The 24154-nt window shown below is 55.4% G+C and carries 27 protein-coding genes and 1 pseudogene; 17 read left to right on the forward strand and 11 right to left on the reverse strand.

Features of this window, described 5'->3' with window-relative positions; genetic code table 11:
- Window positions 1-19 precede the first annotated feature (19 nt).
- Entirely contained in the window at window positions 20-508 is a 489-nt protein-coding gene (locus DM374_RS05460) for a Dps family protein (protein WP_110968961.1), read from the forward strand.
- Window positions 509-911: 403 nt separating this feature from the next.
- Here DM374_RS05460 and DM374_RS05465 read toward each other — a convergent pair whose 3' ends face one another.
- The 10 genes from DM374_RS05465 to DM374_RS05510 form a co-directional block, all read right to left on the reverse strand.
- Window positions 912-2336: a di-heme oxidoreductase family protein gene (locus tag DM374_RS05465; protein WP_110968962.1), complete on the reverse strand. Its 1425-nt coding sequence runs from the start codon at window positions 2334-2336 to the stop codon at window positions 912-914.
- A 521-nt stretch (window positions 2337-2857) separates the two neighbouring features.
- Window positions 2858-3238 carry a rhodanese-like domain-containing protein gene (locus DM374_RS05470; protein WP_110969114.1) on the reverse strand — a complete coding sequence of 127 codons (381 nt, stop codon included), beginning with the start codon at window positions 3236-3238 and terminating at the stop codon, window positions 2858-2860.
- A 127-nt stretch (window positions 3239-3365) separates the two neighbouring features.
- The gene (locus tag DM374_RS05475; RefSeq protein ID WP_110968963.1) at window positions 3366-4010 is read right to left on the reverse strand and encodes a peroxiredoxin; all 645 of its coding nucleotides are present in this window, start codon (window positions 4008-4010) and stop codon (window positions 3366-3368) included.
- Window positions 4011-4159: 149 nt separating this feature from the next.
- The gene (locus DM374_RS05480) at window positions 4160-4600 is read right to left on the reverse strand and encodes a group II truncated hemoglobin (protein ID WP_110968964.1); all 441 of its coding nucleotides are present in this window, start codon (window positions 4598-4600) and stop codon (window positions 4160-4162) included.
- An 11-nt stretch (window positions 4601-4611) separates the two neighbouring features.
- A complete protein-coding gene (locus tag DM374_RS05485; protein ID WP_110968965.1) occupies window positions 4612-4899 on the reverse strand; it encodes a cyd operon YbgE family protein in 288 nt (95 codons plus the stop codon).
- The gene (gene cydX / locus DM374_RS05490; protein WP_047574401.1) at window positions 4896-5018 is read right to left on the reverse strand and encodes a cytochrome bd-I oxidase subunit CydX; all 123 of its coding nucleotides are present in this window, start codon (window positions 5016-5018) and stop codon (window positions 4896-4898) included. Before cydX ends, DM374_RS05485 begins: the two co-directional genes overlap by 4 nt.
- A 22-nt stretch (window positions 5019-5040) precedes the next feature.
- Window positions 5041-6177 (reverse strand): cytochrome d ubiquinol oxidase subunit II, encoded by a 1137-nt coding sequence (gene cydB, locus DM374_RS05495; RefSeq protein ID WP_110968966.1) that lies wholly within the window; start codon window positions 6175-6177, stop codon window positions 5041-5043.
- Entirely contained in the window at window positions 6170-7741 is a 1572-nt protein-coding gene (locus DM374_RS05500) for a cytochrome ubiquinol oxidase subunit I (RefSeq protein WP_110968967.1), read from the reverse strand. Before DM374_RS05500 ends, cydB begins: the two co-directional genes overlap by 8 nt.
- Window positions 7738-7914, reverse strand: a complete 177-nt coding sequence (gene cydP / locus DM374_RS33430; protein WP_164747899.1) for a cytochrome oxidase putative small subunit CydP — start codon at window positions 7912-7914, stop codon at window positions 7738-7740. Before cydP ends, DM374_RS05500 begins: the two co-directional genes overlap by 4 nt.
- A 173-nt stretch (window positions 7915-8087) precedes the next feature.
- Window positions 8088-9413 carry a sigma-54 interaction domain-containing protein gene (locus DM374_RS05510; RefSeq protein WP_110968969.1) on the reverse strand — a complete coding sequence of 442 codons (1326 nt, stop codon included), beginning with the start codon at window positions 9411-9413 and terminating at the stop codon, window positions 8088-8090.
- 236 nt (window positions 9414-9649) lie between these two features.
- On the opposite strand from DM374_RS05510, the gene DM374_RS05515 reads away from it, so the two are divergent.
- The 12 genes and pseudogenes from DM374_RS05515 to DM374_RS05565 all read left to right on the forward strand — a co-directional run bounded on the left by DM374_RS05515 (window position 9650) and on the right by DM374_RS05565 (window position 17473).
- On the forward strand, window positions 9650-10528 hold the full coding sequence (locus tag DM374_RS05515; protein WP_110968970.1) for an MBL fold metallo-hydrolase: 879 nt from the start codon (window positions 9650-9652) through the stop codon (window positions 10526-10528).
- 51 nt (window positions 10529-10579) lie between these two features.
- The gene (locus tag DM374_RS05520) at window positions 10580-12250 is read left to right on the forward strand and encodes a bifunctional protein tyrosine phosphatase family protein/NAD(P)/FAD-dependent oxidoreductase (RefSeq protein ID WP_110968971.1); all 1671 of its coding nucleotides are present in this window, start codon (window positions 10580-10582) and stop codon (window positions 12248-12250) included.
- Between the two features lie 28 nt (window positions 12251-12278).
- Window positions 12279-13079: a sulfite exporter TauE/SafE family protein gene (locus tag DM374_RS05525; protein WP_095036844.1), complete on the forward strand. Its 801-nt coding sequence runs from the start codon at window positions 12279-12281 to the stop codon at window positions 13077-13079.
- Window positions 13080-13330: 251 nt separating this feature from the next.
- Entirely contained in the window at window positions 13331-13498 is a 168-nt protein-coding gene (locus tag DM374_RS33100) for a hypothetical protein (protein WP_157969667.1), read from the forward strand.
- A gap of 81 nt (window positions 13499-13579) precedes the next feature.
- Window positions 13580-13894 (forward strand): ArsR/SmtB family transcription factor, encoded by a 315-nt coding sequence (locus DM374_RS05530; RefSeq protein ID WP_095036843.1) that lies wholly within the window; start codon window positions 13580-13582, stop codon window positions 13892-13894.
- Entirely contained in the window at window positions 13891-14331 is a 441-nt protein-coding gene (locus DM374_RS05535) for a YeeE/YedE family protein (RefSeq protein WP_110968972.1), read from the forward strand. The genes DM374_RS05530 and DM374_RS05535 overlap by 4 nt, the downstream gene beginning before the upstream one ends.
- On the forward strand, window positions 14328-14747 hold the full coding sequence (locus tag DM374_RS05540; RefSeq protein WP_110968973.1) for a DUF6691 family protein: 420 nt from the start codon (window positions 14328-14330) through the stop codon (window positions 14745-14747). Before DM374_RS05535 ends, DM374_RS05540 begins: the two co-directional genes overlap by 4 nt.
- A gap of 13 nt (window positions 14748-14760) precedes the next feature.
- Window positions 14761-14949, forward strand: coding sequence for a YgaP family membrane protein (locus DM374_RS05545; RefSeq protein ID WP_047229595.1), 189 nt, complete (start codon window positions 14761-14763; stop codon window positions 14947-14949).
- A 136-nt stretch (window positions 14950-15085) separates the two neighbouring features.
- Window positions 15086-15949: an MBL fold metallo-hydrolase gene (locus DM374_RS05550; RefSeq protein WP_110968974.1), complete on the forward strand. Its 864-nt coding sequence runs from the start codon at window positions 15086-15088 to the stop codon at window positions 15947-15949.
- 230 nt (window positions 15950-16179) lie between these two features.
- Window positions 16180-16668 carry a Tll0287-like domain-containing protein gene (locus tag DM374_RS05555; RefSeq protein ID WP_404821297.1) on the forward strand — a complete coding sequence of 163 codons (489 nt, stop codon included), beginning with the start codon at window positions 16180-16182 and terminating at the stop codon, window positions 16666-16668.
- An 83-nt stretch (window positions 16669-16751) separates the two neighbouring features.
- Window positions 16752-16916 (forward strand): annotated as a pseudogene (locus tag DM374_RS34150) (N-acetyltransferase family protein); the annotation flags it as partial.
- 164 nt (window positions 16917-17080) lie between these two features.
- Window positions 17081-17473, forward strand: coding sequence for a DUF6957 family protein (locus tag DM374_RS05565; protein ID WP_110968976.1), 393 nt, complete (start codon window positions 17081-17083; stop codon window positions 17471-17473).
- Between the two features lie 828 nt (window positions 17474-18301).
- Here the strand turns inward: DM374_RS05565 and DM374_RS05575 are convergent.
- Entirely contained in the window at window positions 18302-18826 is a 525-nt protein-coding gene (locus DM374_RS05575; RefSeq protein WP_110968977.1) for a phospholipase D family nuclease, read from the reverse strand.
- Between the two features lie 244 nt (window positions 18827-19070).
- Here DM374_RS05575 and DM374_RS05580 point away from each other — a divergent pair, with 244 nt between their 5' ends.
- From DM374_RS05580 to DM374_RS05595, 4 genes are all read left to right on the forward strand, one after another.
- On the forward strand, window positions 19071-20606 hold the full coding sequence (locus DM374_RS05580; protein WP_110968978.1) for an ABC transporter ATP-binding protein: 1536 nt from the start codon (window positions 19071-19073) through the stop codon (window positions 20604-20606).
- A 12-nt stretch (window positions 20607-20618) separates the two neighbouring features.
- Entirely contained in the window at window positions 20619-21719 is a 1101-nt protein-coding gene (locus tag DM374_RS05585) for an ABC transporter permease (protein WP_110968979.1), read from the forward strand.
- A 60-nt stretch (window positions 21720-21779) separates the two neighbouring features.
- Window positions 21780-22706, forward strand: coding sequence for an ABC transporter permease (locus tag DM374_RS05590; protein WP_110968980.1), 927 nt, complete (start codon window positions 21780-21782; stop codon window positions 22704-22706).
- A 173-nt stretch (window positions 22707-22879) separates the two neighbouring features.
- Window positions 22880-23962 carry a BMP family ABC transporter substrate-binding protein gene (locus DM374_RS05595; RefSeq protein WP_110968981.1) on the forward strand — a complete coding sequence of 361 codons (1083 nt, stop codon included), beginning with the start codon at window positions 22880-22882 and terminating at the stop codon, window positions 23960-23962.
- Window positions 23963-24154: the final 192 nt, after the last annotated feature.

Genomic DNA, 24154 nt, shown 5'->3' on the forward strand with positions numbered 1-24154 from the left:
ACTGATAAGGACACAAACGATGGCTACCAAGAAGGCAAAAACCATGGACATCGGCATCAAAACTGCCGACCGCGGAAAAATCGTCAAGGGCCTGTCCGGCCTGCTGGCTGATAGCTACACGCTCTACTTGATGACCCACAACTTTCACTGGAATGTCACGGGTCCGCAGTTCAATAGTCTGCATCAAATGTTCATGACGCAATACACAGAACAGTGGAACGCCTTGGACATGATCGCCGAACGTATTCGCGCCCTCGGTCACCCTGCGCCAGGAACATATAAGGAGTTCATCAAGCTGGCTTCCATCAAGGAGGTAGAAGGAGTGCCCAAGGCAAATGACATGATTCGCCATCTGGTTGCTGCCCAGGAAGCAACGGCGCGCACCGCTCGCAAGCTTTTCCCCCTAATAACTGCTGCCGATGATCAACCGACCGCCGACCTGCTTACTCAGCGTCTAGAGGTTCATGAAAAGACCGCGTGGATGCTACGCAGCCTACTAGAAGAGTAAGGCAGTGATCGGCTGTGCATTGAGCTAGCGACCAATACGCGCGGCGGTAACCGTGCCCCAGCGGCATACATTGACCTGACCTGACCTGACCTGCATCCGCACTGCAGGCCAGGTTTGGACTAGCGTGTCTCCAGTCCGTCGAGTGGGTTGCACCTCAACTATAGACTGCAGAGCTTTTGCAAATCCCACCATCCGCGTCACACAACGCTGCGAGAAAGCGCTGCGCTGTTCCGCGAAGGTTACCCCGTACAGGACGAGCCATTGAACTCTGTAGCGTTACCCATAGTTTCGGGCAAAATGGCATGCAGCGATTGCACTTCACCGGCAGATCGCGTTCACCCTGACTCGAAGAAAGAGAAATTGAGTGAATACCTGCGGCAACAACCCCCGGACAGTTTCCGCCCTACAAGGAATTGATAAAGGACTGTAAGGCGGCTCGCTGTTCGGCGTCGAAGTCCATAACTGCCTTCCGTGCACCTTCAGCCTCGCCACCGTGCCAGAGAATGGCCTCCAAGCTGCTACGCGCACGACCATCATGGAGGAAGCGGGTATGGCCGCTGACCGTTTCGGTCAGGCCGAGCCCCCACAACGGTGGAGTCCGCCATTCACGGCCATTCGCCAGGAACTCGGGACGATCGTCCGCCAGCCCCTTGCCCATGTCATGCAGAAGAAGGTCGGTATATGGGCGGATAACCTGGCTGACCAGCTCAGGCTCGGCGGCATTAGCCGCGGTGGTAAAACTCGGAATGTGGCAGCGCTGGCAGCCGGCTTCATGGAACAGTCCCTTGCCCTGCAGCACCTGAGGATCATCGAACTTGCGCCGTACTGGCACGCCTAGGTTGCGAGTATAGAACAGCACTTGGGCAAGGATATGGTCGCTGACCTCCGGCTGACCGCCGCTTGGCAGTTGCAGGCAGCCCAGTTGGGCTTCCCCGCAGTTGCTTCCAGCGATCAGGCTGGTCGAAAGTCCGAGGTCGTTGAAAAAGGCGTCAGCGTTCTGCTGATTGATCGATGGTTGCCCAGCCTTCCAACCAAAACGACCAAGGCGGGAGCTCCGGCTGGCATGGTCCCACACTCGGTTGGGGCGGCCAGAAATACCGTCTCTATCAAGATCGTCGGGGTCGGCATTTACCAGAATCGCTGCTTCAGGAACCGCTTCGAGAAGACCGAGGCCGATCATCGGCGGCGCCACACGAGCGGAGAATAGAGTGTCCGGATGTAGGGAGCCGTAGCCCAGCTGGAGGATCTCTAATTCTGGCTTCTGCAGCTCAATACGAGTGCCATCCTTGAGGGTAACTAACTCGCTCGTGTAGTTCACTCGTATCCTGCCTTCAGGTACGGCCCCGGGGATCGCGACGTCCTGCAACTGGCTGCCATAGACCGGCTCGGGGATAACGCCATGGCGTTCGAGCAGGGCTTCTTGGCCTGGCTTAGCGGGGATCGACAGGCGCACGAACATCGACACTGCATTGTCGCTGTCCGACGTTGGCGGGTGGCCGCGGCCATCTTTGATATGACAGCTCTGGCAGGTGTTGGTGTTAAACAGCGGGCCAAGGCCGTCTCGGGCACTGATAGTAGAGGGGGCGATCAACCAGGGGTTACGGAAGAAGCTGTTACCAACGCCAAAGTCCAACCTTCGGCTTGGCGAGAGATTGGCGGAAGGCAGGGAGAAGGCGTTATGGTCGGACTTGGTGACGGTGCCGATACCGGCGGATAGCTGTTCACCCGGCTCGACGGCGGTGAAGCTCTGGGTCTGCTCTTGGTCACAAGCGCTTAGGACCAGACACATAGCAAGCGAAGCGTACAGCCGAGCTGGTAGAACGAGCATGAGTAAAGCTCCTGTTTCCCTACAAAATATGCAACATCATGACGGTGAAAATTATCCGCAAAGGCGCTTACGCGTTTATTTACGATGGTAAACATTAGGGTTTTCTTTTGATGTTCTCCTCAACAGTAGTCTGTGTTGAACTAGAAGTTTGTCGCAGTAACGATTGGCGCCCAAAATAGCCACAAACGAACCACGTCAGAATTTTTGGAAATATTTCTTATGAAGCATCAGCATCACTTATCTGCTCTGACACAAATTCAGCCACTTTAATTTTATAATAATAACTTACGCTCGCCATATATACGCAGGGCGCTTGACTTATCTGGAGTATTATTTTTCATCCCGTTTGGCATCTCCTACTATCAAGTCAATCTGAGGAGCTTTTTTTGGCAGCGTGGCGAAAGAACAACAGTTTTCTGCACAGAAACCAAAACTGGTGATTAAATATTTAAGAGTGAGCGCATGACGCCACTTCGACTCGAATATCGAAATTAGCACTGAACCTAATTAAACATCAGATGTTAATCGAAGGTTGGAAGATGCGGAGCTGAAATTGGTTTTTTCGCACTAACCCAGGCATCAAATCCTCCGGTGATCGATTTAACATTCAGGTAGCCCATTTTTTTCATCGACGCGGCCGCAAGTGCGGCACGGCCACTTGTCTTGCAATAGATTACTACTTTAAGCTCTCTGGAGTTGAGCGTACTATCGTTAGTAAGTTTAAATTCCAGCATACCGCGCGACACGTGTATCGCACCTGAAATATGTCCAGCAGCATATTCATCCGCTTCACGCACATCGATAAGCATATCTGCTTCCTGAATCGCACGATCTGCGTCTTCGATGGCGACCTCATCGATCAGTGCTTTCGCCTCACTTACTAAGTCATGCGCAGTTTTTATCATGATTCTTGACTACTCCAGTTAGTTTGGTTGATTATTTCTATTTGATTTAGTTTTATTGGAAAATCATCTGGGCGTAAATACGCACCAGATGATTAAATAATCTATAGCAATAAACTCCGAAAGGTTATAGTGACTTGGTCGAGTAGTACCAATCAACCGTATCGTACCCTTCGGCGGCACGATTTGCTGCGGCTTCGGCGGTCTTCGGTGGAGGCACAATGACCGGTAAGCCAGGGCACCAGTTTTCGGGCGTTGCAATGCCGTTCGCATCCGATGTTTGCATGGCGGTTAATAGGCGTACGAACTCTTCAATGCTGCGACCATTGCTCATTGGGTAGTAGACCATCGCACGCAAAATGCCATTTGGATCGATGAAGAAGGTAGCACGCACGGCTTGAGTGTCAGCTGCGCCAGGATGGATCATACCGTAGGCTTTAGCAACGTCCATTTTGATATCTTCAATAATCGGGAACGGGATGCTGACGCCAAATTTTTCTTCAATATTGCGCACCCAAGCCAGATGCGAAAATAGGCTATCGATCGAAAGGCCAAGTAACTCACAATCCATTTTGGCAAATTGTGGGGCTGCCTTTGCAAAGCCAATAAACTCTGTAGTGCAGACCGGCGTAAAGTCCGCAGGATGGGAGAACAAGATCAGCCACTTGCCCTTATAGTGGTCTAATGTACGATCTCCATGAGTGGTTCGGACGTTGAAGGCGGGCGCTGGTTCATTGATGCGCGGAAAGCTCGACTGCTGAACGATATCCATTGCGAAAACCTCTTAGGCTTAGTATTGCAATAATGATGATATTCAGAATAAGACACTAAAAATCATCAGTTGGTTTGTCCCCATATGGGAACGGGTAAACCAGTTAAATGCATGTCAAATACTTCTGAAGCTTAAAGCCTGTAAAGCGTTCAGGTTGGACTCCCAATGCCTGGGCTGCTCCCATCAGTATTAATCATATGATCGGCCATTTCTGAGAACATAAGTTGCAGCTTGCTGTTCAACGCTGTGTCATTCACCTGCTCATCAATCGCCTGACGCATGCACAACATCCATTCGTCGCGTTCAACGATACTGACTGCATAGGGCGCATGTCGCATGCGCAGACGCGGGTGGCCGCGCTCCAATTGGAATAACGGCGGGCCGCCGAACCAGCCGCTGAGGAACTTGAATAGACTGTCAGCGCTTTCAGCAAGAGCCGGTGGGTGCATCCGGCGTACTACTCGCGCTTCAGATAGCGTCTCCATCAGCTCGTAAAAGCGGTCAACGAGTTTACGAATGCCTGCCTCACCACCTAGCTGGAGATAGGTACTGACGCTGTCCCTATGCTGCGAACTCAAGAGTTCAGTCATCTCTTCACCCCTCAATTTAGACACTTTACCCACCCAGCAAGCGCAAGTGCTGCAAAGCAGGTCCAGCCTGAGAAAAGCCACCGCCAAGCGAGCGTCCGCGGGACAAAACCCACACCCTTCACAAAGCCTACGCTCATAGCAGCAAACAATGCCGCAGCCAGCACATGGTCAACTTTCCCATCGGCGGCTGCCATCATGGGAGGATAAAGCGTGCAGGCAAGCATGATCGTTACGGCGATAACCAAACTCAGCGGATGAATTCGTGAGGAAGATTGGGTGCTAGCGATATTTGGCATCATGACTGTGCCTCGTCATTGTCACTCAAGGCTCGGCCAGCTTCATTCTCGCCCCACATCGCATTCAATATAGCCAGTAGTAATGCAAAACCGACTCCCAGCATCCAGGCGAAATACCACATGTTTATTACTCCTTTGCCGGCACTAGTAGGCTGAATGTTCGTTGGCTTTGATCTGTGCGACGGTGACTTTGCCCCGCATAACGCGATATGCCCACGAGGTGTAAATCACGATCAGTGGCATGAAGATCAGCGTGGCCCAGAACATGATGGCCAGGCTTAAATGACTGGAGACGCTGTCCCACACAGTAAGGCTTGCGGCAGGCACTGTTGATGACGGCATGATGAATGGAAACATCGACACACCTGCCGTGCTGATGACGGCGATCACCGCAAACGATGAGGCAACAAACGCCGAAAGTGTGCGACGCATCATCAGCAACATGGCGGCACCTGCTGCGCCAACCAACCCCAGTACGGGCAACAGCCACAACAAAGGATAATGACCATAGTTGGCCATCCAGGCGCCCGCTTCGCGCACCACAGACTTGTTGAGAATATCGGGCAGTCCGGCGGTATCAACGACTGACGTGATGCGATAACCGTCTATGGATTGCAACCAGATACCGGCAACGATGAATGAGCACACCAACACAATCGCCGCACCAACTGCGCCTTTGATTGCCCTCGCCTGGATAACACCTTCAGTGCGATGTGCCAGATAGGTACCGCCTTGCAAGGTGATCATTGCACTACTCACCACACCGGTCAGAAGCGCAAAGGGATTCAGCAGTTGCCAGAAACTGCCGGTGTACGTCGATACCAGAAGGTCGTTGAAGTGGAACGGTACACCTTGCAACAGGTTACCGAACGCGATCCCGAATACAATGGGGGGTACGGTCCCACCCACAAAAAGTCCCCAATCCCAAGTGCTGCGCCAAGTGGAATTGTGAATCTTGCTGCGATAGTCAAAACCCACCGGACGGAAGAACAGCGCCCAAAGGACCAGAATCATCGCCCAATAGAATCCGCTGAATGCGGTGGCATATACCACAGGCCACGCCGCGAACAATGCGCCGCCTGCAGTGATGAACCAAACCTGATTCCCATCCCAGTGCGGACCAACGGTGTTGATAACGACGCGCCGCTCCAGGTCATTGCGGCCAACAAAGGGCAGCAGCGTGCCAACCCCCATATCGTGACCATCCATGATGGCGAAGCCGATCAGCAGCACGCCGACCAGAGCCCACCAGATAATTTTCAGTGTGAAGTAATCAAGCATGGTGGAGTTCCTTCAAATGGGCGTCGTGGACATAACGGCCTGTACCGAGGCTGCCAGGACCTTGACGGGCAAACTTGACCATCAGGAACATTTCAACCACCAGCAGCACGGTGTAGAAAACGATGAATCCCGCCAGCGAGCCATAGAGGTTGTTGACGCTAAGCGTGGATACGCTCATGTGGGTCGGCAGGACACCGTAGATGGTCCATGGCTGACGGCCGTATTCAGCGACGAACCAGCCCAGTTCGCAGGCAATCCATGGCGCAGGCAGCATGCAAAGTGCCCAGCGCAGTAACCAGCGGCTTCGCGTGCAGGTCGACTTTAAGGTGCTCCAGAAGGCAAGCCCGAAGAGCATAAGCATGGCAAAACCCAGGCCTACCATGATACGGAACGCCCAGAACATCGGTGTCACGCGCGGTACTGTATCGTTTACGGCCTTTTCGATAATGGCCGGCGTAGCCTGGTTAACATCTTCGACATACTTTTTAAGCAGCAGGCCAAAGCCCAGATCGGATTTGTATTCTTCGAACGTCTGGAAAGCCACCGAATCGCTGCGATTGGCCCTGAGGGCCTCAAGCGCATTGACGGCGGTAATGCCGCGGAGAATGCGAGCACGGTTTTTTTCTTTAATGTCATGGATGCCTGGAATTTGCTTGCTGACTGACCGGGTGCCAATCAAGCCCATCACCCAGGGCACTTCAACTTCCCAGTTATTTTTGGAATCGGCTTCGTTGATGCTAGCTACCAATGTCAGGCCCGCTGGCGCAGGCTTTGTTTCCCACATCGCCTCCATGGCTGCCAGCTTGGTTTGCTGCGCTTCACCCACCGTGTAACCCGACTCATCACCCAACACGATCACGCTCAGCACTGAGGCCAGACCGAAGGCGGCCGCCACCCGGAAGCTGCGTTTGGCAAACTCAACATCACGATTCTTGAGCAAATACCAACTGGAAATCGACAGCACAAACATCGAGCCGGTGACGTAACCGGCGGAGACGGTGTGCACGAACTTGGCCTGCGCCACCGGGTTGAAAACCACCGCCCAGAAATCAACCATCTCCATGCGCATGGTGATGTAGCTGAACTCTGAACCCACCGGATTCTGCATCCATCCATTGGCGATCAAGATCCACAACGCTGAAAGATTTGTCCCAATCGCCATCAGCAGCGTGACCAGCAAGTGGTGCTCTTTCTTCAGACGATCCCAACCAAAGAAAAACAGGCCGATCATGGTCGATTCAAGAAAAAACGCCATCAAGCCTTCGATGGCCAGTGGAGCTCCGAAGATGTCGCCGACGTAGTGCGAGTAATAAGCCCAGTTGGTACCGAACTGAAATTCCAGGGTGATACCCGTCGTCACCCCGAGGGCGAAGTTGATGCCGAACAGCTTGCCCCAGAAGCGCGTCATGTCTTTCCAGATGACATTGCCGGTCATGACATAGACGCTTTCCATGATGACGAGCAGCCACACCATGCCAACCGTGAGCGGTACAAAAAGAAAGTGGTAAAGCGCAGTGGCTGCAAACTGCAGCCGAGACAAATCCACCAGTTGTTCTGAAATCACTTGCTTGCCCCTTGAGTCGAGGTGGGTACACCGAACCTTGCGCCGATGGTGTTCGAGTCGACGCTGACGTGCGAATCCCGGATGAACAGCCACCACAGCACTGTCAGCACAAGTAGCTTGATCACTACTGCCGTGAGCAGATGGCGTCGCAGTCGTTTGTCGGAAATGGTCATGTCTATGCAGTTAGCACATTGCATGCCAAAGGCTAGAAACTCATTTTTATCCATTTAAAACAAGTACTTGGATAATAATCCAGCGGTGCGCGGAGGGGGCAGGTAGGTCAGTGTGCTGCCAATTACTGCCACTCTGGCAGTCATTGGCAGAATTTCGGCGTGGGTGCTGGCTACTAGACCAGCCCCTGCTCTTTCAAGCGCCTGTACAAAGTACGTTCACTAATCCCCATGTGCTTGGCCAGCTCACTGCGGGTACCTTTGAACGTAGCCAGTGCCTGCACCAACGAGCTGCCGTCGAGCGGAGTTGAAGTAGAGGCTTGGGCAGATGCCACCACGGATGCCCGGGGCAAATTTATGGAACGGATCACACCATCGTCAGCGAACAGACTGGCTCTCTCCAGAACATTGCGTAATTCACGAATATTGCCGGGCCAGGAAAACCCCTGCAATTGTGTCAGAGCATCCGCATCTATCGTAAGTCGGCGCTTGCCTGGACCGGCACGTTGCAGAAATGAATTAACAAGCAAACCAATGTCCTCAACCCGGTTGCGCAAGGGAGGTAACTGAATTGGGAAGGTGCTGATGCGGTAGTACAGGTCCTGCCTGAACTCACCTTTCTCCATCATTTTTTCCAATGGTTTATGGGTCGCAGCAATTAACCTGAAGTTAGCGTGAAGGGTCTCTACACTCCCAACACGGCGATAGGTGCCCGATTCGATCAGGCGCAACAGTTTCACCTGCATGGCCAGCGGAACATCTCCAATCTCATCAAGAAACAACGTGCCGCCTTGGGCCGTCTCGACCAAACCAGGCTTGCGCGCAGAGGCGCCGGTGAATGCTCCTTTTTCATGACCGAACAGTTCGCTCTCAAACAACGTTTCGGTCAATCCTGAGCAATCCACGACTACAAATGGTCCAGTGGCCCGCTCGCTGGTTTCATGTACCGCGCGAGCGAACAACTCTTTGCCCGTACCGGACTCGCCTAATAGCAGTACTGGCAGCATTGATGGTGCGACCCGCTGCAACTCAGACAGGGCGAGGTTAAAAGCGGGCGAACAACCCACCAGCCCTTCGTTGCTGGGTCGCGCTGACGCGCTGCGGACCTGTGTGAGACGCTCCACATAGGCGGTAATAACACCGCGCTCATCTAAAATCGGGCGCAATTCAACATCGACATGCTCTGGCCCCCGAGGTGTGTGGTGAATGTGTAAAACACGATCGGGCCCGCGCATTTCCTGCGCTTTTTTCATCGGACAACTCTCTCCTGCCTGATCACAAGGGACATCGTAATGGTGTGAGATTTGATAACACTTATGACCGATAAAGGGTTTGTCAACGCTACCAAACTGCCGCTGATAGGCGGTGTTGGCAGCCAGGATGTTGTAGTCCGGATCAAGCACGATCATCGGCTGTGGTTCGTGCTCAAGGAACGAAACAAGTGACCGGACCTGATCCGGGTGCGGGAGAGAGTTGTTAGCGGGGGGGATGATGGTCTTCATGATAGCTCCTGAGGATCTATCAATCCTGTTATGACACTGCCACTCCTGTCAACTTTCACTGCCAATGGCAGTTCTCTTAGGTCTGCGCATGAAAATCACTGCAGCCAGTAAAAAATTAAATCTAATAAAAACAATTAGTTAAGTAAGTTTTCTCACTTCTTTTCTACTTGGCAGGTTTATTGCTTGTTCAGTCGCTAGTGTGAGCGGCTCGGTACAGCCCCCTAAGGAGACAGGTCATGAGCGTAAAACTTCACGTCGAAGGATTCTTCGATTCTGCTACCAATACCGTCAGCTATCTCGTGCTGGATCAAGCGACCAACCACTGCGCTTTGATTGACAGCGTTCTTGATTACGACCCGAAGTCTGGTCACACCGCCACAACTTCTGCGGACAAGTTGATTGCGAGGGTGAACGAACTCAAAGCGAGGGTCGACTGGATTCTAGAGACCCACGTACATGCAGACCACCTGACGGCAGCGCCATACCTGAAGGAAAAACTCGGTGGAAAAATAGGGATAGGCAGCCAGATTTCAACGGTGCAAGAGGTATTTGGCACGCTTTTCAATACAGGTGGCGATATGGCACGCGATGGAAGCCAGTTCGATCACCTGTTCGTTCATGACGAGCCGTTTGCCATTGGCACACTGCAATGCCAAGCGCTTCATACACCAGGTCATACACCTGCCTGTATGACTTATGTGATAACGGATGGGACCGAAACGAGTGCATTCGTTGGCGATACCTTGTTTATGCCGGACTACGGCACTGCGCGCTGTGACTTTCCCGGCGGCGATGCGCATACCTTGTTCAAGTCAATCAACAAGGTGCTGAGTTTACCTGTCAACACCTTGCTTTATATGTGTCACGACTACCAGCCTGGTGGCCGCGAAGTGCAGTTCGTCAGTACGGTTGCAGACCAACGCGCGCGCAACGTTCATGTGCGCAATGGCATCAGTGAGGAGGAGTTCGTTGCGATGCGAATTAAGCGTGACGCGTCGATGGGCATGCCGACACTGATCCTTCCATCTGTTCAGGTCAACATGCGTGCCGGGCACTTGCCTGAGCCCGAATCGAACGGGACGCGCTATCTGAAAATCCCGCTCGACGTAGCCTGATGCTGCCCTCCCCAAAAACTCATTAGAAAAATACCCATAATGGAGACCCTTATGGAGATTCGCCGCCTTGCACCTGGACTGTCGGTATCAGATCAGATTTTTTCCAACCAATTGGCAGAAATAAAAGACGCCGGTTTTCGCGCCATTGTGTGTAACCGTCCCGATGGCGAAGGCGGCGATCAACCCTTGTTTGCCGAAATCAAACGTGAGGCCCAAGCGGTCGGTATTGAAGCGCACTACCTCCCTGCTGAATCAGGCAAAGTGACTGACGAACAAGTCATTGCATTCGGCAAACTACTTGAAACGCTTCCAAAGCCGGTGTTGGCGTATTGCCGTTCAGGCATGCGTTCGACAACGATGTGGGCACTGTCACAAGCGGGCCAGCAATCCCTGCCACAGATCGTCGAGACGTCAAAAAAAGCCGGCTTCGATATGAAAGGCGTCATTCGCCGGATTGCGAATCAGGGACGCACGCCGGTTGAAGTGGCGGAGGCGCAGCATACCGTAGTCATCATCGGTGGCGGTGCGGCGGGGATCGCGACTGCTTCGAGCTTGCTCGCGCGCGAACCTGGACTCGACATTGCCATAATCGACCCGGCAGATGTGCATTACTATCAGCCAGGCTGGACACTGGTCGGCTGCGGTGTCTTCGATGCACCCCAAACTGCCCATACGATGGGCACGACCATCCCCCGAGGAGTGCACTGGATCAAGTCGGCGGTCGCCGCTTTTGAACCTGAGAGAAATGCTGTCATTCTTGATGGATGCAGAGTCGTCAAATACGAACAACTGATCGTGTGCCCTGGCCTCAAGCTCAATTGGCATGCCATCGAGGGTTTGTCTGACACCTTGGGCCGCAACGGCGTGACTTCAAACTACCTGTACCACCTTGCCCCTTATACGTGGGAAATGGTGCAGCAATTGCGTGGTGGCCGGGCGATTTTCACGCAACCGCCCATGCCGATCAAATGTGCCGGGGCGCCGCAAAAAGCAATGTATCTATCTGCCGATCATTGGAAACGTACCGGTGTATTGGACAAGGTCGAGATCGAGTTTTGCAGCGCCGGCGCGGTGCTGTTCGGAGTTGCCGACTATGTGCCGGCACTGATGGAATACATCAAGGCCTATGGTATTGACCTGAATTTCGGCAACACACTCACTAGCGTGAATGGGCCCGCTCGAACTGCAACGTTCAACTGCGTCAACCCGGATGGCAGCGCCCATCTTGTGACGCGCGACTTCGATATGCTTCATGTGGTGCCTCCGCAGATCGCGCCGGATTTCATTCGGGTCAGCCCTCTCGCTGACTCGGCTGGCTGGATTGATGTCGACCCTGCCACTTTGCGCCATAAAACCTGGGTAAATATTCACGCACTGGGAGACGCTGCCAACTCCAGCAACGCAAAAACCGCGGCAGCAGCACGCATGCAGGCGCCAGTCGTTGCTCATAATGTTTTGGCCTCAATGGGTAAAGCAAAAGGCAGCGCCCATTACAACGGTTATGGCTCCTGCCCGCTGACGGTTGAGCGCGGCAAGATCGTACTGGCTGAGTTCACTTATGGCGGCAAAGTCGCCCCCAGCTTTCCATCCTGGCTGATTGACGGTACCCGTCCATCGAGGTTGGCATGGCTGCTCAAGGAGCGGATTCTTCCACCTCTATATTGGAAAGGAATGCTCAAGGGGCATGAATGGATGGCGAAACCTGAGTTGGCTGACATATGAAATTAGAACTAAAAGCAAGGAGGATCAGATGATTGTTGTCTTACTGCTTGGACTTACCGTTGGAGTCATTCTGGCTCTGACCGGCGCCGGAGGAGGAATACTGGCTGTTCCATTACTGGTATTTGGGGTTGGATTGAGCATGGCCGAGGCAGGGCCGATTGGTTTACTGGCTGTCGGTTTAGCCGCGACCTTGGGTGCCGCGATGGGACTCAAAAACGGCACCGTTCGCTATAAAGCCGCGCTGTTAATTGCAGGTGCTGGGATCGTCTGTTCTCCCCTTGGCCTTTGGCTGGCGCAGCGCACACCTAATCGCCCGTTGACGATCATGTTTGCCTTCGTGCTGATGTACGTTGCGTTTCGGGTCTATCAACGATCGCTCGCCCCCTCCACGGAGTTAAAGGGCAACGTCACATCTAAACCACCACCTTGTCTATTGGACGTCAACCGAGGAAAGCTTAACTGGACTGGCCCTTGCGCGTGGGCACTAACACTTTCCGGCATAGTCGCAGGAGCGCTTTCTGGCTTGCTAGGGGTGGGTGGTGGTTTTGTAATGGTACCGGCGCTCCAGCGATATACCAATTTGACAGCGCAGTCAGTGCTTGCAACGTCTCTTGCCGTTATTGCGTTAGTTTCAATCTCCGGTGTTGCTGCAAGCTCTGCAACAGGGCACCTGCAGTGGGCGATTGCCCTACCGTTCTCGCTTGGAGCATTGGTTGGAATGATTTGTGGGCGCTTGGTTGCTGCCCGGTTAGCGGGTCCACATTTACAAAAAGGATTTGCCGCTGTTTCGGTGATTGTTGCACTGGCTTTGCTTGTAAAAAGTATTTAAAAAACAAGAGCTTACAAAAGCATACGGTTTCACTACCTCTTTAGCACAAAATCGAACGCTGATGCCTCCAAGAGACTTCGATGCTAGTAAAGATGCCCTATCCAACTGTAAATGGTAGCGATGCCGCTGAGGGCGGCGTTACAGGCGCTTGTTAGAAACCTAAAAAAACAGTTGCAAGAAATACATATTATGATAAGGTAAATCTTAGCATCTGGGCCGTAGCAAGTTACTAACTGACTAGAGATGACAACATGAAAGTCCTTCTTGCTTTGCTAGTTTCAATATCTATTCTCTCGGGTTGCACTTTTTTGGAGCGTGCCCAGTTAAAAGGGGAGGCAGATCCTGCTGCCTATGACGCAATTGATCCTAATAAACATTATTTTTCAAAGGATCAATCAATTAATTATCAAGGCTCTTAATTACTAAGTTCCGATATAAAAATATCTGATAGAGAATGCGTCGAAAAAACAAATGTAATAGAAGAGGTGCATCAACATTTTATGCTTGAGATAAATATTGCCCACCTACGAGAAAATGCTGATGCTGCAAGCCAATTTCTGAAAGCCTTGGCCAATTCGGATCGTTTGCTGCTGCTATGTCAGTTGTCCCAAGGCGAGCGTAATGTTAGCGATCTGGAGTTATTGTTGGGGATAAGGCAGCCAACGCTTTCTCAACAACTAGCAGTCCTTCGCCGCGAGGGGTTAGTGGAAACCAGACGTGACGGCAAGCAAGTATTCTATCGCATCGGTAGCCCCGTAGCATTGGCAGTCATACAAACGCTGTATCAACAGTTTTGCGCGGGAGAGGCTGAATGAATGTCGACTGGCTCAACTTCTCTCCCTGGTCATCCCTTGCAGGCGGCGCATTGATTGGCTTGGCGGTTAGTCTATTCGTCGTCGCCAACGGGCGTATCGCAGGCATCAGCGGCCTTATCGGCAGTCTTTTACAACGTGATAGCGAGGGGGGGAGTGAGAAAGCACTTTTTCTCCTGGGCCTACTAATCGCGCCGCTTCTATGGAGCTTGTTCGCCACGCTGCCGCAGATTGAGTTCCAAAGTGGCTGGTTCGGATTGATCGTCGCCGGTTTATTGGTGGGCATCGGCACACGATACGGTTCTGGTTGCACCAGTGGCCACGGGGTGTGCGGCATATCGCGCCTTTCGCCGCGATCAATGGCTGCCACTGTGTGCTTTATGTCCAGTGGTTTTGCCACAGTGTTTGTATTGCGTCATCTTCTGAGGGGGGGGACATGACCAAACTGAGCGCATTCGTTGCAGGTGTGCTGTTCGGCTTGGGTCTGCTTCTGGCAGGCATGGCCAACCCGAGCAAAGTACTCGCTTTCCTGGATCTGACCGGTACCTGGGACCCTTCCTTGGCGTTGGTCATGGTCGGCGCAATCGGCATAGCCATTGGCCCGCTGACCTGGGCACGCCAACAATCCAGTTCGCTGCTGGGAAAGGCAATGCAACTACCGATCAAACGTGAGTTGGACCCGCGCCTGATCGGCGGGAGCCTGTTGTTTGGCATCGGCTGGGGAATAGCGGGCATCTGTCCTGGCCCCGCAGTGGCCATTCTGCTGACAGGGCGCTGGCAGATCATCGTATTCATGTTGGCCATGCTGGCCGGCATGTTGTTGTTTACTGCGCTGGAGACCCGGCGCAACCATTGATCGGGAGATCACCATGAAAGCGAACATTGGAACCATCGATCGTAGCCTGCGCATTGTCGCCGGTCTGCTTCTTATTGGCCTCAGTTTGTCCGGTGTGATCGGCGTTTGGGGCTGGATAGGTTTAGTGCCGCTGGCCACCGGCATTTTCCGATTCTGCCCTGTCTATACATTGCTTGGCATCAAAACCTGTAACCGTTGCTGAGCGACCACCGTTGCACACTGGCGGGCGCCTGAAGGTGCCCGTGGTGGTTTAGATAAGCATTGCTGATCACAGTTCCTTGCCAAATCCCGTTGGTAGATCAGCACTCTACTTCGTATATCGAAAAGAGAATTCCATCATGAAACCCCATGTAGAAGCTTTTTTTGACCCCGCTACCTATACCTACAGCTATGTTGTCAGTGATCCGAATACAGGTCACTGCGCCGTTATCGACTCAGTGCTGGATTACGATCTCGCATCGGGTCGCACGTCTTGCAAAAGCGCGGAACGTCTAATTGCCTACGTGCGGGAGCAAGCCCTTACGGTGGAGTGGTTACTGGAAACCCATGTACATGCCGATCATCTTTCCGCAGCGCAGTATCTAAAGCGCGAGTTGGGCGGCCAACTGGCCATCGGCGAGCAGATCACCGTGGTTCAGAATACTTTTGGTAAGTTGTTCAACGTTGGCAGCGAGTTTGCCACTGATGGTCGTCAATTCGACCGGCTGCTGAAAGACGGTGAGCGCTTTTTGGTCGGAGGGATCGAAGCGCACGCCATCCACACACCAGGACATACACCGGCCTGCATGACCTATCTAATCGGTGATGCTGGTTTTGTCGGCGATACGCTGTTCATGCCTGATTACGGCACTGCCCGATGCGATTTTCCCGGCGGCGATGCGCGAAAACTCTTCCAGTCCATTCAAAAGTTGTTCGAGTTGCCCGACGATACCCGTTTGTTTATGTGCCACGACTACAAGGCACCGGGTCGAGATGACTACCGCAATGAAACCACCATTGCCGAGCAAAGAGCCCATAACGTTCATGCGCATGAGGGCACTGGCGAAGCAGATTTCGTTGCTATGCGCCAAGCACGGGACGCTACGTTGGGCATGCCGACACTTATCCTGCCATCCGTGCAAGTGAACATGCGAGCAGGTAATTTGCCTCCAGCTGAAGGCAATGGCACTTGCTACCTGAAAATTCCACTTAACGTTCTCTGAGTTGCTGTCGTTCATTGATTCACTTAAATAATTGGCATGCACCAATGCCGTCGCCACCTGACAAGAGCAGATGCACGTTTCAGATCGTGCTCTAACACCGCCGCCAAGGCCATTTTTGTTAACGCCAACAGTTCGATCGATTAAAGTACGAGGAGATTGATATGCGGATGGTAACGTTTTTTCTGAGCGGAGCATTGAGTGTTGGAGCCTATGCTGACGATCTCGAAAAGATGACTGCTGAAGGGGCAATTCTTATTCCCCCCTTCCAGCAGCATCTTATGGACACCGTGAAATCAGCTATGCAGACAGGTGGACCAGTCAAAGCCGTTGAGGCTTGCCAGTTGCTCGCACCGCAAATTGCTGATCAGCACAGTCAAACACCGTGGGTTGTGGGCCGCACAGCATTAAAGGTTCGAAATCCGGGTAACGTACCAGATGCTTGGGAAAAGCAGGTTCTTGAGCAATTTGTTAAGCGCGCTGCGGCGGGTGAAGCATTATCTGGTTTAGCGCATTCGGAAATCGTAAAGGGTGAATTCCGTATGATGAAGGCTATCCCTACAGGTGAAGCGTGCTTAGGATGCCATGGCAAGGAGATAAAACCGGAACTGGCTGCTGTAATAGATAGACGCTACCCGCAGGATAAAGCCCGCGGCTTTGCTCTAGGAGAGCTACGTGGTGCGTTTACGCTGCGCCGAGTCATAGTGCCAGAAAATGATTAACGCAGGATCATAAAAAACGCAAATACACCGATTCTGTGTGAGCGGTATTTCTGTTAAACCAATATCCAATCCTGGAGAAATAGGGGGGGCATGCAGCCTATAGCGGCATCGCCTTACCCAACGCGGGAAGCATAGGTAGCCATGAAGCGCTCGGTTTCTCCCACATCGGCACCTACCCCGAGGTTGGGTTAAGCACGACCAATGGCATAAAGGGCTATTGGCGTAAACCGCTTTTTGATGTCACGTAGCCAATAGAAATCATCCCGTTCAGTAAGATAAAGGGAAAGTTGAGAAACAAGGTGTGAGATGACCTAGCTGCTATTCGTCGCCATCAACACCAAGCTGTTTCCTGGGAGCTATGCTTAGGGATAATTCACGATCGAGTCGATTTACCAACCGCCTGGAGGGATGAATGAATTTGGCGGCGTTTACCTCGCTGCTTTCCGCAGGCGAGAAAATAAACGGGTGCTCACTCGCTGACTTAGATGCAGTTGCACTCGCAAATCTGCATTTTCCTTCCCGTGTATATTGCCTTGTTGCTGATTGGGTAATCTTGGACCTTCAAGTTACAACACGTCAACGAACAGCCATCACCGATAGAGGGCTTGTCCCTGTCCTGATTTACGCATTGACCGTTATCCAAGATAGTAAAGGCCGTTTTGCACCTGGTGATTGGGTCAGATCAACGTTGGAGGTTTCCTTCACCCACAACTGCTTATTTGAGACGAAAAATACGGTTTATGTGCTTATGGGAGCCGGCCGTAGGTTGCGCACAGATTTAGACATCGCACTGAGCTTGTGCTGAAGACCGCAGTTTATGCGCTCCCCTTTCATGACTACTTATCTGGCTGTTCGTGTCAAACTATGTTGTGAGCAATCGGGGCCTGTATTTCAATCGCAACCCATTTGGGTCAATCTATGTTTCTGTTGCCTTTACCCCTAATCATCATATAAACCCCGATTTACACGACGGGCTGTGTCAAACTATGTTGTTGATACCCAGCGATCGATCTTGTTGGTGGCCTTGTTATGCACAGTGGCGTCGCTGAACAAGGTCAGCGCCCGGGCCGGGTTGGTCGCATCCTTGTAGACCTGATGCTGCACCACCCACTAGGCGCCGTGTTTGTTGTTGTGGGATTTGAGCCTGTATCGCTCAGCGGCTCCTGTGCCACGTCCGCAGCAAGATAGAAATCGTCAGCCTTGGTGGTACTGTAGTAGCCGCCGACGCGGTATTCGCCGGGCGTTGGAGCAGGAAGTAGTAGAGACCGCCCATTTGCTGTACTCGAAGGCAATAAGGCATGTGCTGACTCGCCAGAGCGAGTGAAGGAATGCACAATCGCCAGCAATGGCCATCAGAAGCCGTTGGCTCCGCTCAAAAGTGAGATCCGACGAACAGCTGTGGAATTGAGCATTGATCGACGTAAAGGTAGGAATTTAAGAAGATTCGCGAATGGTATTCCAAAAGGTATTCCAATAAAAAATTTAACCAAAAATAATCTATAATAATCAACATGTTATAGAATCAATTCAGATTACCCCGGCCCACCAAACGCAAAACAGATCAGGCACTTCGCGAATCTCGCAAGTGCCTTTTTTGTGCCTGAAAACCCTGATTTTGCTGGGTACTGACCACTCAACGCTCCAAATACCGCTCCCCCAGATCCCACCGCGACCGCCAGTGAGCACCGTATTTACGCGCTACCTCCGGCATCCCCCGAATCACCACCACATTCTCCGAATTGGAAACCTCGGCAGACGCCGCATAGTTGAACGACCCCGTCTCGACGGTATGACCATCAACGATGATTGTCTTGTCGTGATGGAGGTGAAACTGGTCGTTGGTGCGCAGTTCGATCCCATTTGAAGTCACGAAGTCCATGGCGGCCTTGCTGGTTTTGCCGAGATTTCGTTTCTTGTCGACCACGATGCGCACCACCACGCCGCGGTTCTTTGCATCCACCAGCGCCTGCGTTATGTCGGTGGCTTGAAAGGCGTAGGCCAGCATCTGGATGCTGTGCTTCGCGCTGCCGATGGTTTCCAGTACCAGTTTTCGCGCCGAGCCTTCCGGAGAAAACCCGACCTCGACGCTCGGCTCGGCATGGGAAAAAACCGGCATGCCGAGCAGTATCGCCAGTGCGATGTTGCGAATGGTGGTCATGGTTAAAGCCCCCCGAGTTGTCTGCTGCTGTGCAAGGCATTGGCTATGTCCAGACGGTATCAGCTTCGCACCAGCATGAAGCGCACTCCCGCCCCAAAACCAGACACCCGTCCCGCCTCCTCGCACAAGAATCTTCTGACACCCCTCCGCGAAGCCCTCTGACACGGGCCTGCGCAAATAATCTGACCACTTGGCCATGTTTTTGCTTTGAAGCTGTTCAAAACAATCACCACCGAGCAGTCCCATGTCCGAATCCCCCCTGCGCCTGGAGTTGCGTGCCATCACCAAGCGCTACCCTGGCACGCTGGCCAACGACCGCATTGATCTGCGTATCGACGCCGGTGAAATCCATGCCTTGCTCGGCGAGAACGGCGCCGGCAAGAGCACGCTGATGAAGATCATCTACGGCGTCACCGCGCCAGACTCCGGCGAGGTGTTCTGGGAGGGCCGGCCGGTTCAGGTCCGTGATCCGGCACAAGCCCGTGGTCTCGGCATCGGCATGGTGTTCCAGCATTTTTCGCTGTTCGAGACGCTGACCGTGGCGGAGAACATCGCCCTGGCGCTGGGTCGCGAAGCCGGTACGCCGAAGCAACTGGCGCCGCGCATCCGTGAGGTGTCGCAACGCTACGGCATGGGCCTGGAGCCTGAACGACTGGTGCACAGCCTGTCGATTGGCGAGCGCCAGCGGGTGGAGATCGTTCGCTGCCTGATGCAGGACATCAAGCTGCTGATCCTCGACGAGCCCACCTCGGTGCTCACCCCGCAAGAGGTCGATGAGCTGTTCATCACCCTGCGCGCCCTCGCCGCCGAGGGCTGCAGCATTCTGTTCATCAGCCATAAGCTCGGCGAAGTCCGCGCCTTGTGCCACAGCGCCACGGTGCTGCGCGGCGGCCGAGTGTCGGGCGACTGCGTGCCCGCCCGCTGCAGCGACCTGGAACTGGCACGGCTGATGGTCGGCGACGCGGAGGGGCTGGAGGCCAGTTACCCGAAGACCGCCGGCGGCCTGCCGCGTCTACGGGTGGACGATCTGAGCTGGCGCAACAAGGATCCATTCGGCACGTCCTTCGAGCACCTGCGCCTGGAAGTGCGCAGCGGCGAGATCGTCGGTATCGCCGGGGTCGCCGGCAATGGCCAGGACGAACTGCTCGCACTGCTCAGCGGCGAGACGCGCCTGCCCGCCAACGAACGCGAGCGCGTCACCCTCGACAACCAGCCGATGGCCAACCTGTACCCGGACGCCCGCCGCGCCCTGGGCCTGGCGTTCGTCCCCGCGGAACGTCTCGGTCACGGCGCCGTGCCGGACATGAGCCTGGCCGACAACGCTCTGCTCACCGCCTTTCAACAAGGGCTGGTCAGCCGCGGCCTGATCCGCTCGGGCAAGGTGCTGGCACTGGCCGAAGAGATCATCCAGCGCTTCGCGGTGAAAACCCCGGACGCCCACACCGCGGCACGCAGTCTGTCCGGTGGCAACCTGCAGAAGTTCATCCTCGGTCGCGAGATCCTGCAGAACCCCAAGTTGCTGGTCGCCGCGCACCCGACCTGGGGCGTCGACGTGGGGGCCGCCGCTGCGATTCACCGCGCGCTGATCGCCCTGCGCGATGCCGGGGCGGCGATCCTGGTGATCTCGGAAGACCTCGACGAGCTATTCCAGATCAGCGACCGGATCGGCGCCCTGTGCAGCGGGCGTCTGTCGCCGCTCAAGGCCACCGCCGACACCCATCCCGTGGAGGTCGGCGGCTGGATGGCCGGCCAGTTCGATGCCCCGCAAGACGCCGCCTGACGAGAGCCCACCATGCTGTTATCCCTCGAACCCCGTACCCAGCAGTCGCGCGCCATGCTTCTGCTTTCGCCGTTGCTCGCCGGGCTGCTGACCCTGATCAGCGGAGCGATCCTGTTCGCCGCGCTGGGTCATGATCCGCTGCAGACGTTCCACACCCTGCTGATCGAGCCAATCAGCGACTTCTACGGCATCTCCGAGTTGCTGCTCAAGGCACTGCCGATTCTGCTCTGCGCCTTCGGCTTGTCCGTGGCATATCAGGCGCGTATCTGGAACATCGGCGCCGAAGGCCAGTTGCTGATGGGCGCGCTGGCCGGCAGTGCGCTGGCCATCCACCTCATCGATTGGCAAAGCCGCTGGGCGCTGCTCTGGGTGCTCGCCGCCGGCAGCCTCGCCGGCGCCTTGTGGGGCGCGCTGGCAGCCTGGCTGCGCACGCGGTTCAACGCCAACGAAATCCTCACCACCATCATGCTCAACTACATCGCCCTGAACCTGCTGCTGTTCTTCGTCCACGGCCCACTCAAGGACCCCGACGGTTTCAGCTTCCCGCAGTCGGCGATGTTCGGTGACGCCAGCCGCCTGCCGGCACTGTTCGAGGACGGCCGCGTGCACATCGGCCTGTACTTCGTGCTGTTGGCGCTGGTCGCGGTGTGGGTGCTGCTGCACAAGAGCTTTCTCGGGTTCCAGATCAAGGTGCTCGGCCTGGACCAGCGCGCTGCCGGTTTCGTCGGTTTCCGCGAGAAGCGCCTGGTGTGGCTGGCCCTGCTGATCAGCGGCGGCCTGGCGGGTTTGGCCGGGGTCAGCGAAGTCACCGGGCCGATTGGCCAACTGGTGCCGCAGGTGTCGCCCGGCTACGGCTACGCGGCGATCACCGTGGCGTTTCTCGGTCGCTTGAATCCGTTCGGCATCCTCGCTGCGGGCCTGCTCATGGCGCTGCTCTACCTCGGCGGCGAGAACGCGCAGATGACCCTCAACCTGCCGCAATCACTGACCGGGCTGTTCCAGGGAATGATGCTGTTCTACCTGCTCGCCTGCGATGTGCTGATCCTCTACACGCCCCGGCTGAAGCTGAACCGACGTCGCCGCGCCGCGCTCGCTGAAACGGCCAGCGCCTGACGCCCCCTCTCACTCTTTCGCTTGGCTGCCGCCGCCTGCGCGCAGCCTGAGGCTTCGACTATGGATCTCGATCTGTTTGGCAACATCCTCTACGCCATGGTGCGCTGCGGCACCCCGCTGCTGCTGGTCGCCCTCGGCGAACTGGTGTGCGAGAAGAGCGGCGTACTCAACCTCGGCCAGGAAGGCATGATGCTGTTCGGCGCGGTGATCGGTTTCATCGCCGCCTTCGCCACCGGCAACCTGTGGCTTGGCGTGCTCATGGCCTGCGTGGCCGGCATGCTGTTGTCGTCGCTGTTCGCCCTGGTGGCGCTCGGCTGTCAGGCCAATCAGGTCGCCACGGGCCTGGCGCTGACCATCTTCGGTGTCGGCCTGTCGTCCTTCGTCGGCGCGGCGTGGGTCGGCAAGCCGCTGACCGGCTTCGAGCCGGTAGCCATCCCGCTGCTGGCCGACCTGCCGATCATCGGCCACATGCTGTTCAACCAGGATGTGCTGGTTTACCTGTCCTTCGTGCTGTTCGGAGTGATCGCCTGGGTCCTGCTGAAAAGCCGCATCGGCCTGATCCTCCAGGCTGTCGGCGAAAACCCCGACGCCGCCAGCGCCATGGGCTTGCCGGTGCTGCGGGTGCGGACCCTGGCGGTGCTGTTCGGTGGGGCCATGGCCGGTCTGGCCGGTGGTTACCTGTCGCTGGCCTACACGCCGATGTGGGCAGAAAACATGACCGCCGGACGCGGCTGGATTGCCCTGGCACTGGTGGTGTTCGCCAGTTGGCGCGTGTTCCGCGTCCTGCTCGGCGCGTACCTGTTCGGCCTGGCCAGCATCCTTCATCTGGTGGCCCAGGGTATCGGTGTCAGCTTCCCGGCCAACCTGCTGGCGATGCTGCCGTATGTGGCGACCATCCTGGTGCTGGTGGTGCTGTCGCGGGATGCGATCAAGACCCGGCTGTATGCGCCGGTTTCCCTGGGGCAGCCGTGGAAGGCGGGGCACTGATGCACCAGCAAAGGGCGACCTTAAAAGCATCACGCACCACCCCAGAACCGATCCGCTACACCCCAATCGCTACACCCCGCAAAAACCCGGTTTTTGCCCGCTTGGTCAGCTTTTTGCAGTAAGGGAAAAGCCCGACACGGCCACTATAAAAGACCTACAGGAGCCAACCCCAGATGCATCAGAAGAAAAGCAAAAACCTGCTACGCACCCTCGCTGCCGCCATCGGCCTGAGCACCGCGCTGTCCGCCTACGCCGCTGATCCACTGAAGGTCGGCTTCGTCTACATCGGCCCGATCGGCGACCACGGCTGGACCTATCAGCACGAGCAGGGCCGCCAGGCGCTGATCAAGCAGTTCGGCGACAAGATCGACACCAGCTTCGTCGAGAATGTGCCGGAAGGCGCCGACGCCGAGCGGGTGATCCGCAACATGGCCAAGGGCGGCTACGACCTGGTGTTCGCCACCTCGTTCGGCTACATGAACCCCACCGCCAAGGTCGCCAAGCAGTTCCCGAAAGTGACCTTCGAACACGCCACCGGCTACAAGCAGGACAAGAACCTCGGCACCTACCTGGCGACGTCCTACGAGGGTCGCTACGTCGGCGGTTTCCTCGCCGCGAAGATGACCAAGAGCAAGAAGATCGGCTACGTCGCCTCCTTCCCGATCCCGGAAGTGCTGCGCGATATCAACGCCATCCAGCTGGCCCTGGACAAGTACAACCCCGGCACCGAAATCAAGGTGGTGTGGGTCAACTCCTGGTTCGATCCGGGCAAGGAAGCCGACGCCGCCAACGCGCTGATCGACCAGGGCGTCGATGTGGTCTTCCAGCACACCGACAGCCCGGCACCGATCCAGACCGCCGAACGCCGCGGTGTCTATGCCGTGGGCTACGCCTCGGACATGGCGCACTTCGGGCCGAAAGCCGTGCTGACCTCCATCGTCAACAACTGGGGCCCGCACTACATCAAGAGCACTCAGGCGGTCATCGACGGTACCTGGAAATCCCAGGATTACTGGGGCGGCCTGGCTGAAGGCACGGTCGAACTGCCGATCAGCGACCTGGTCCCGGCCGACGTGAAAAGCGAAGCCGAGCAGATCATCGCCAGCATCAAGGACGGCTCGTTCCACCCGTTCACCGGCCCGATCCTGGACCAGAGCGGCGCGGTCAAGATCGCCGAGGGCGCCGTGGCCAGCAACGCCGAACTGGCGGGCATGAACTACTACGTCAAAGGCATCGCCGCGCAACTGCCGAAGTAAGCGCCGCTGCAAACGCCGGACGGGAGCGCCAGGCGCTCCCGTCCGTTTCACAACCGCGCCGCGCCTATCGCGCGTCGCCTCAAGGCTGTGCCGCCGTCCCTCCCACCGGAGAACCGCGCACAAGATCGGCCCCGCCGATCTCTTCGCTGCATGGGTACGAGAAGACTCGCAGCACCACGGACCCGCCCACCG

Origin of the sequence: Pseudomonas huaxiensis (genome assembly GCF_003231275.1) — a bacterium.
Classification (GTDB): Bacteria; Pseudomonadota; Gammaproteobacteria; order Pseudomonadales; family Pseudomonadaceae; genus Aquipseudomonas; species Aquipseudomonas huaxiensis.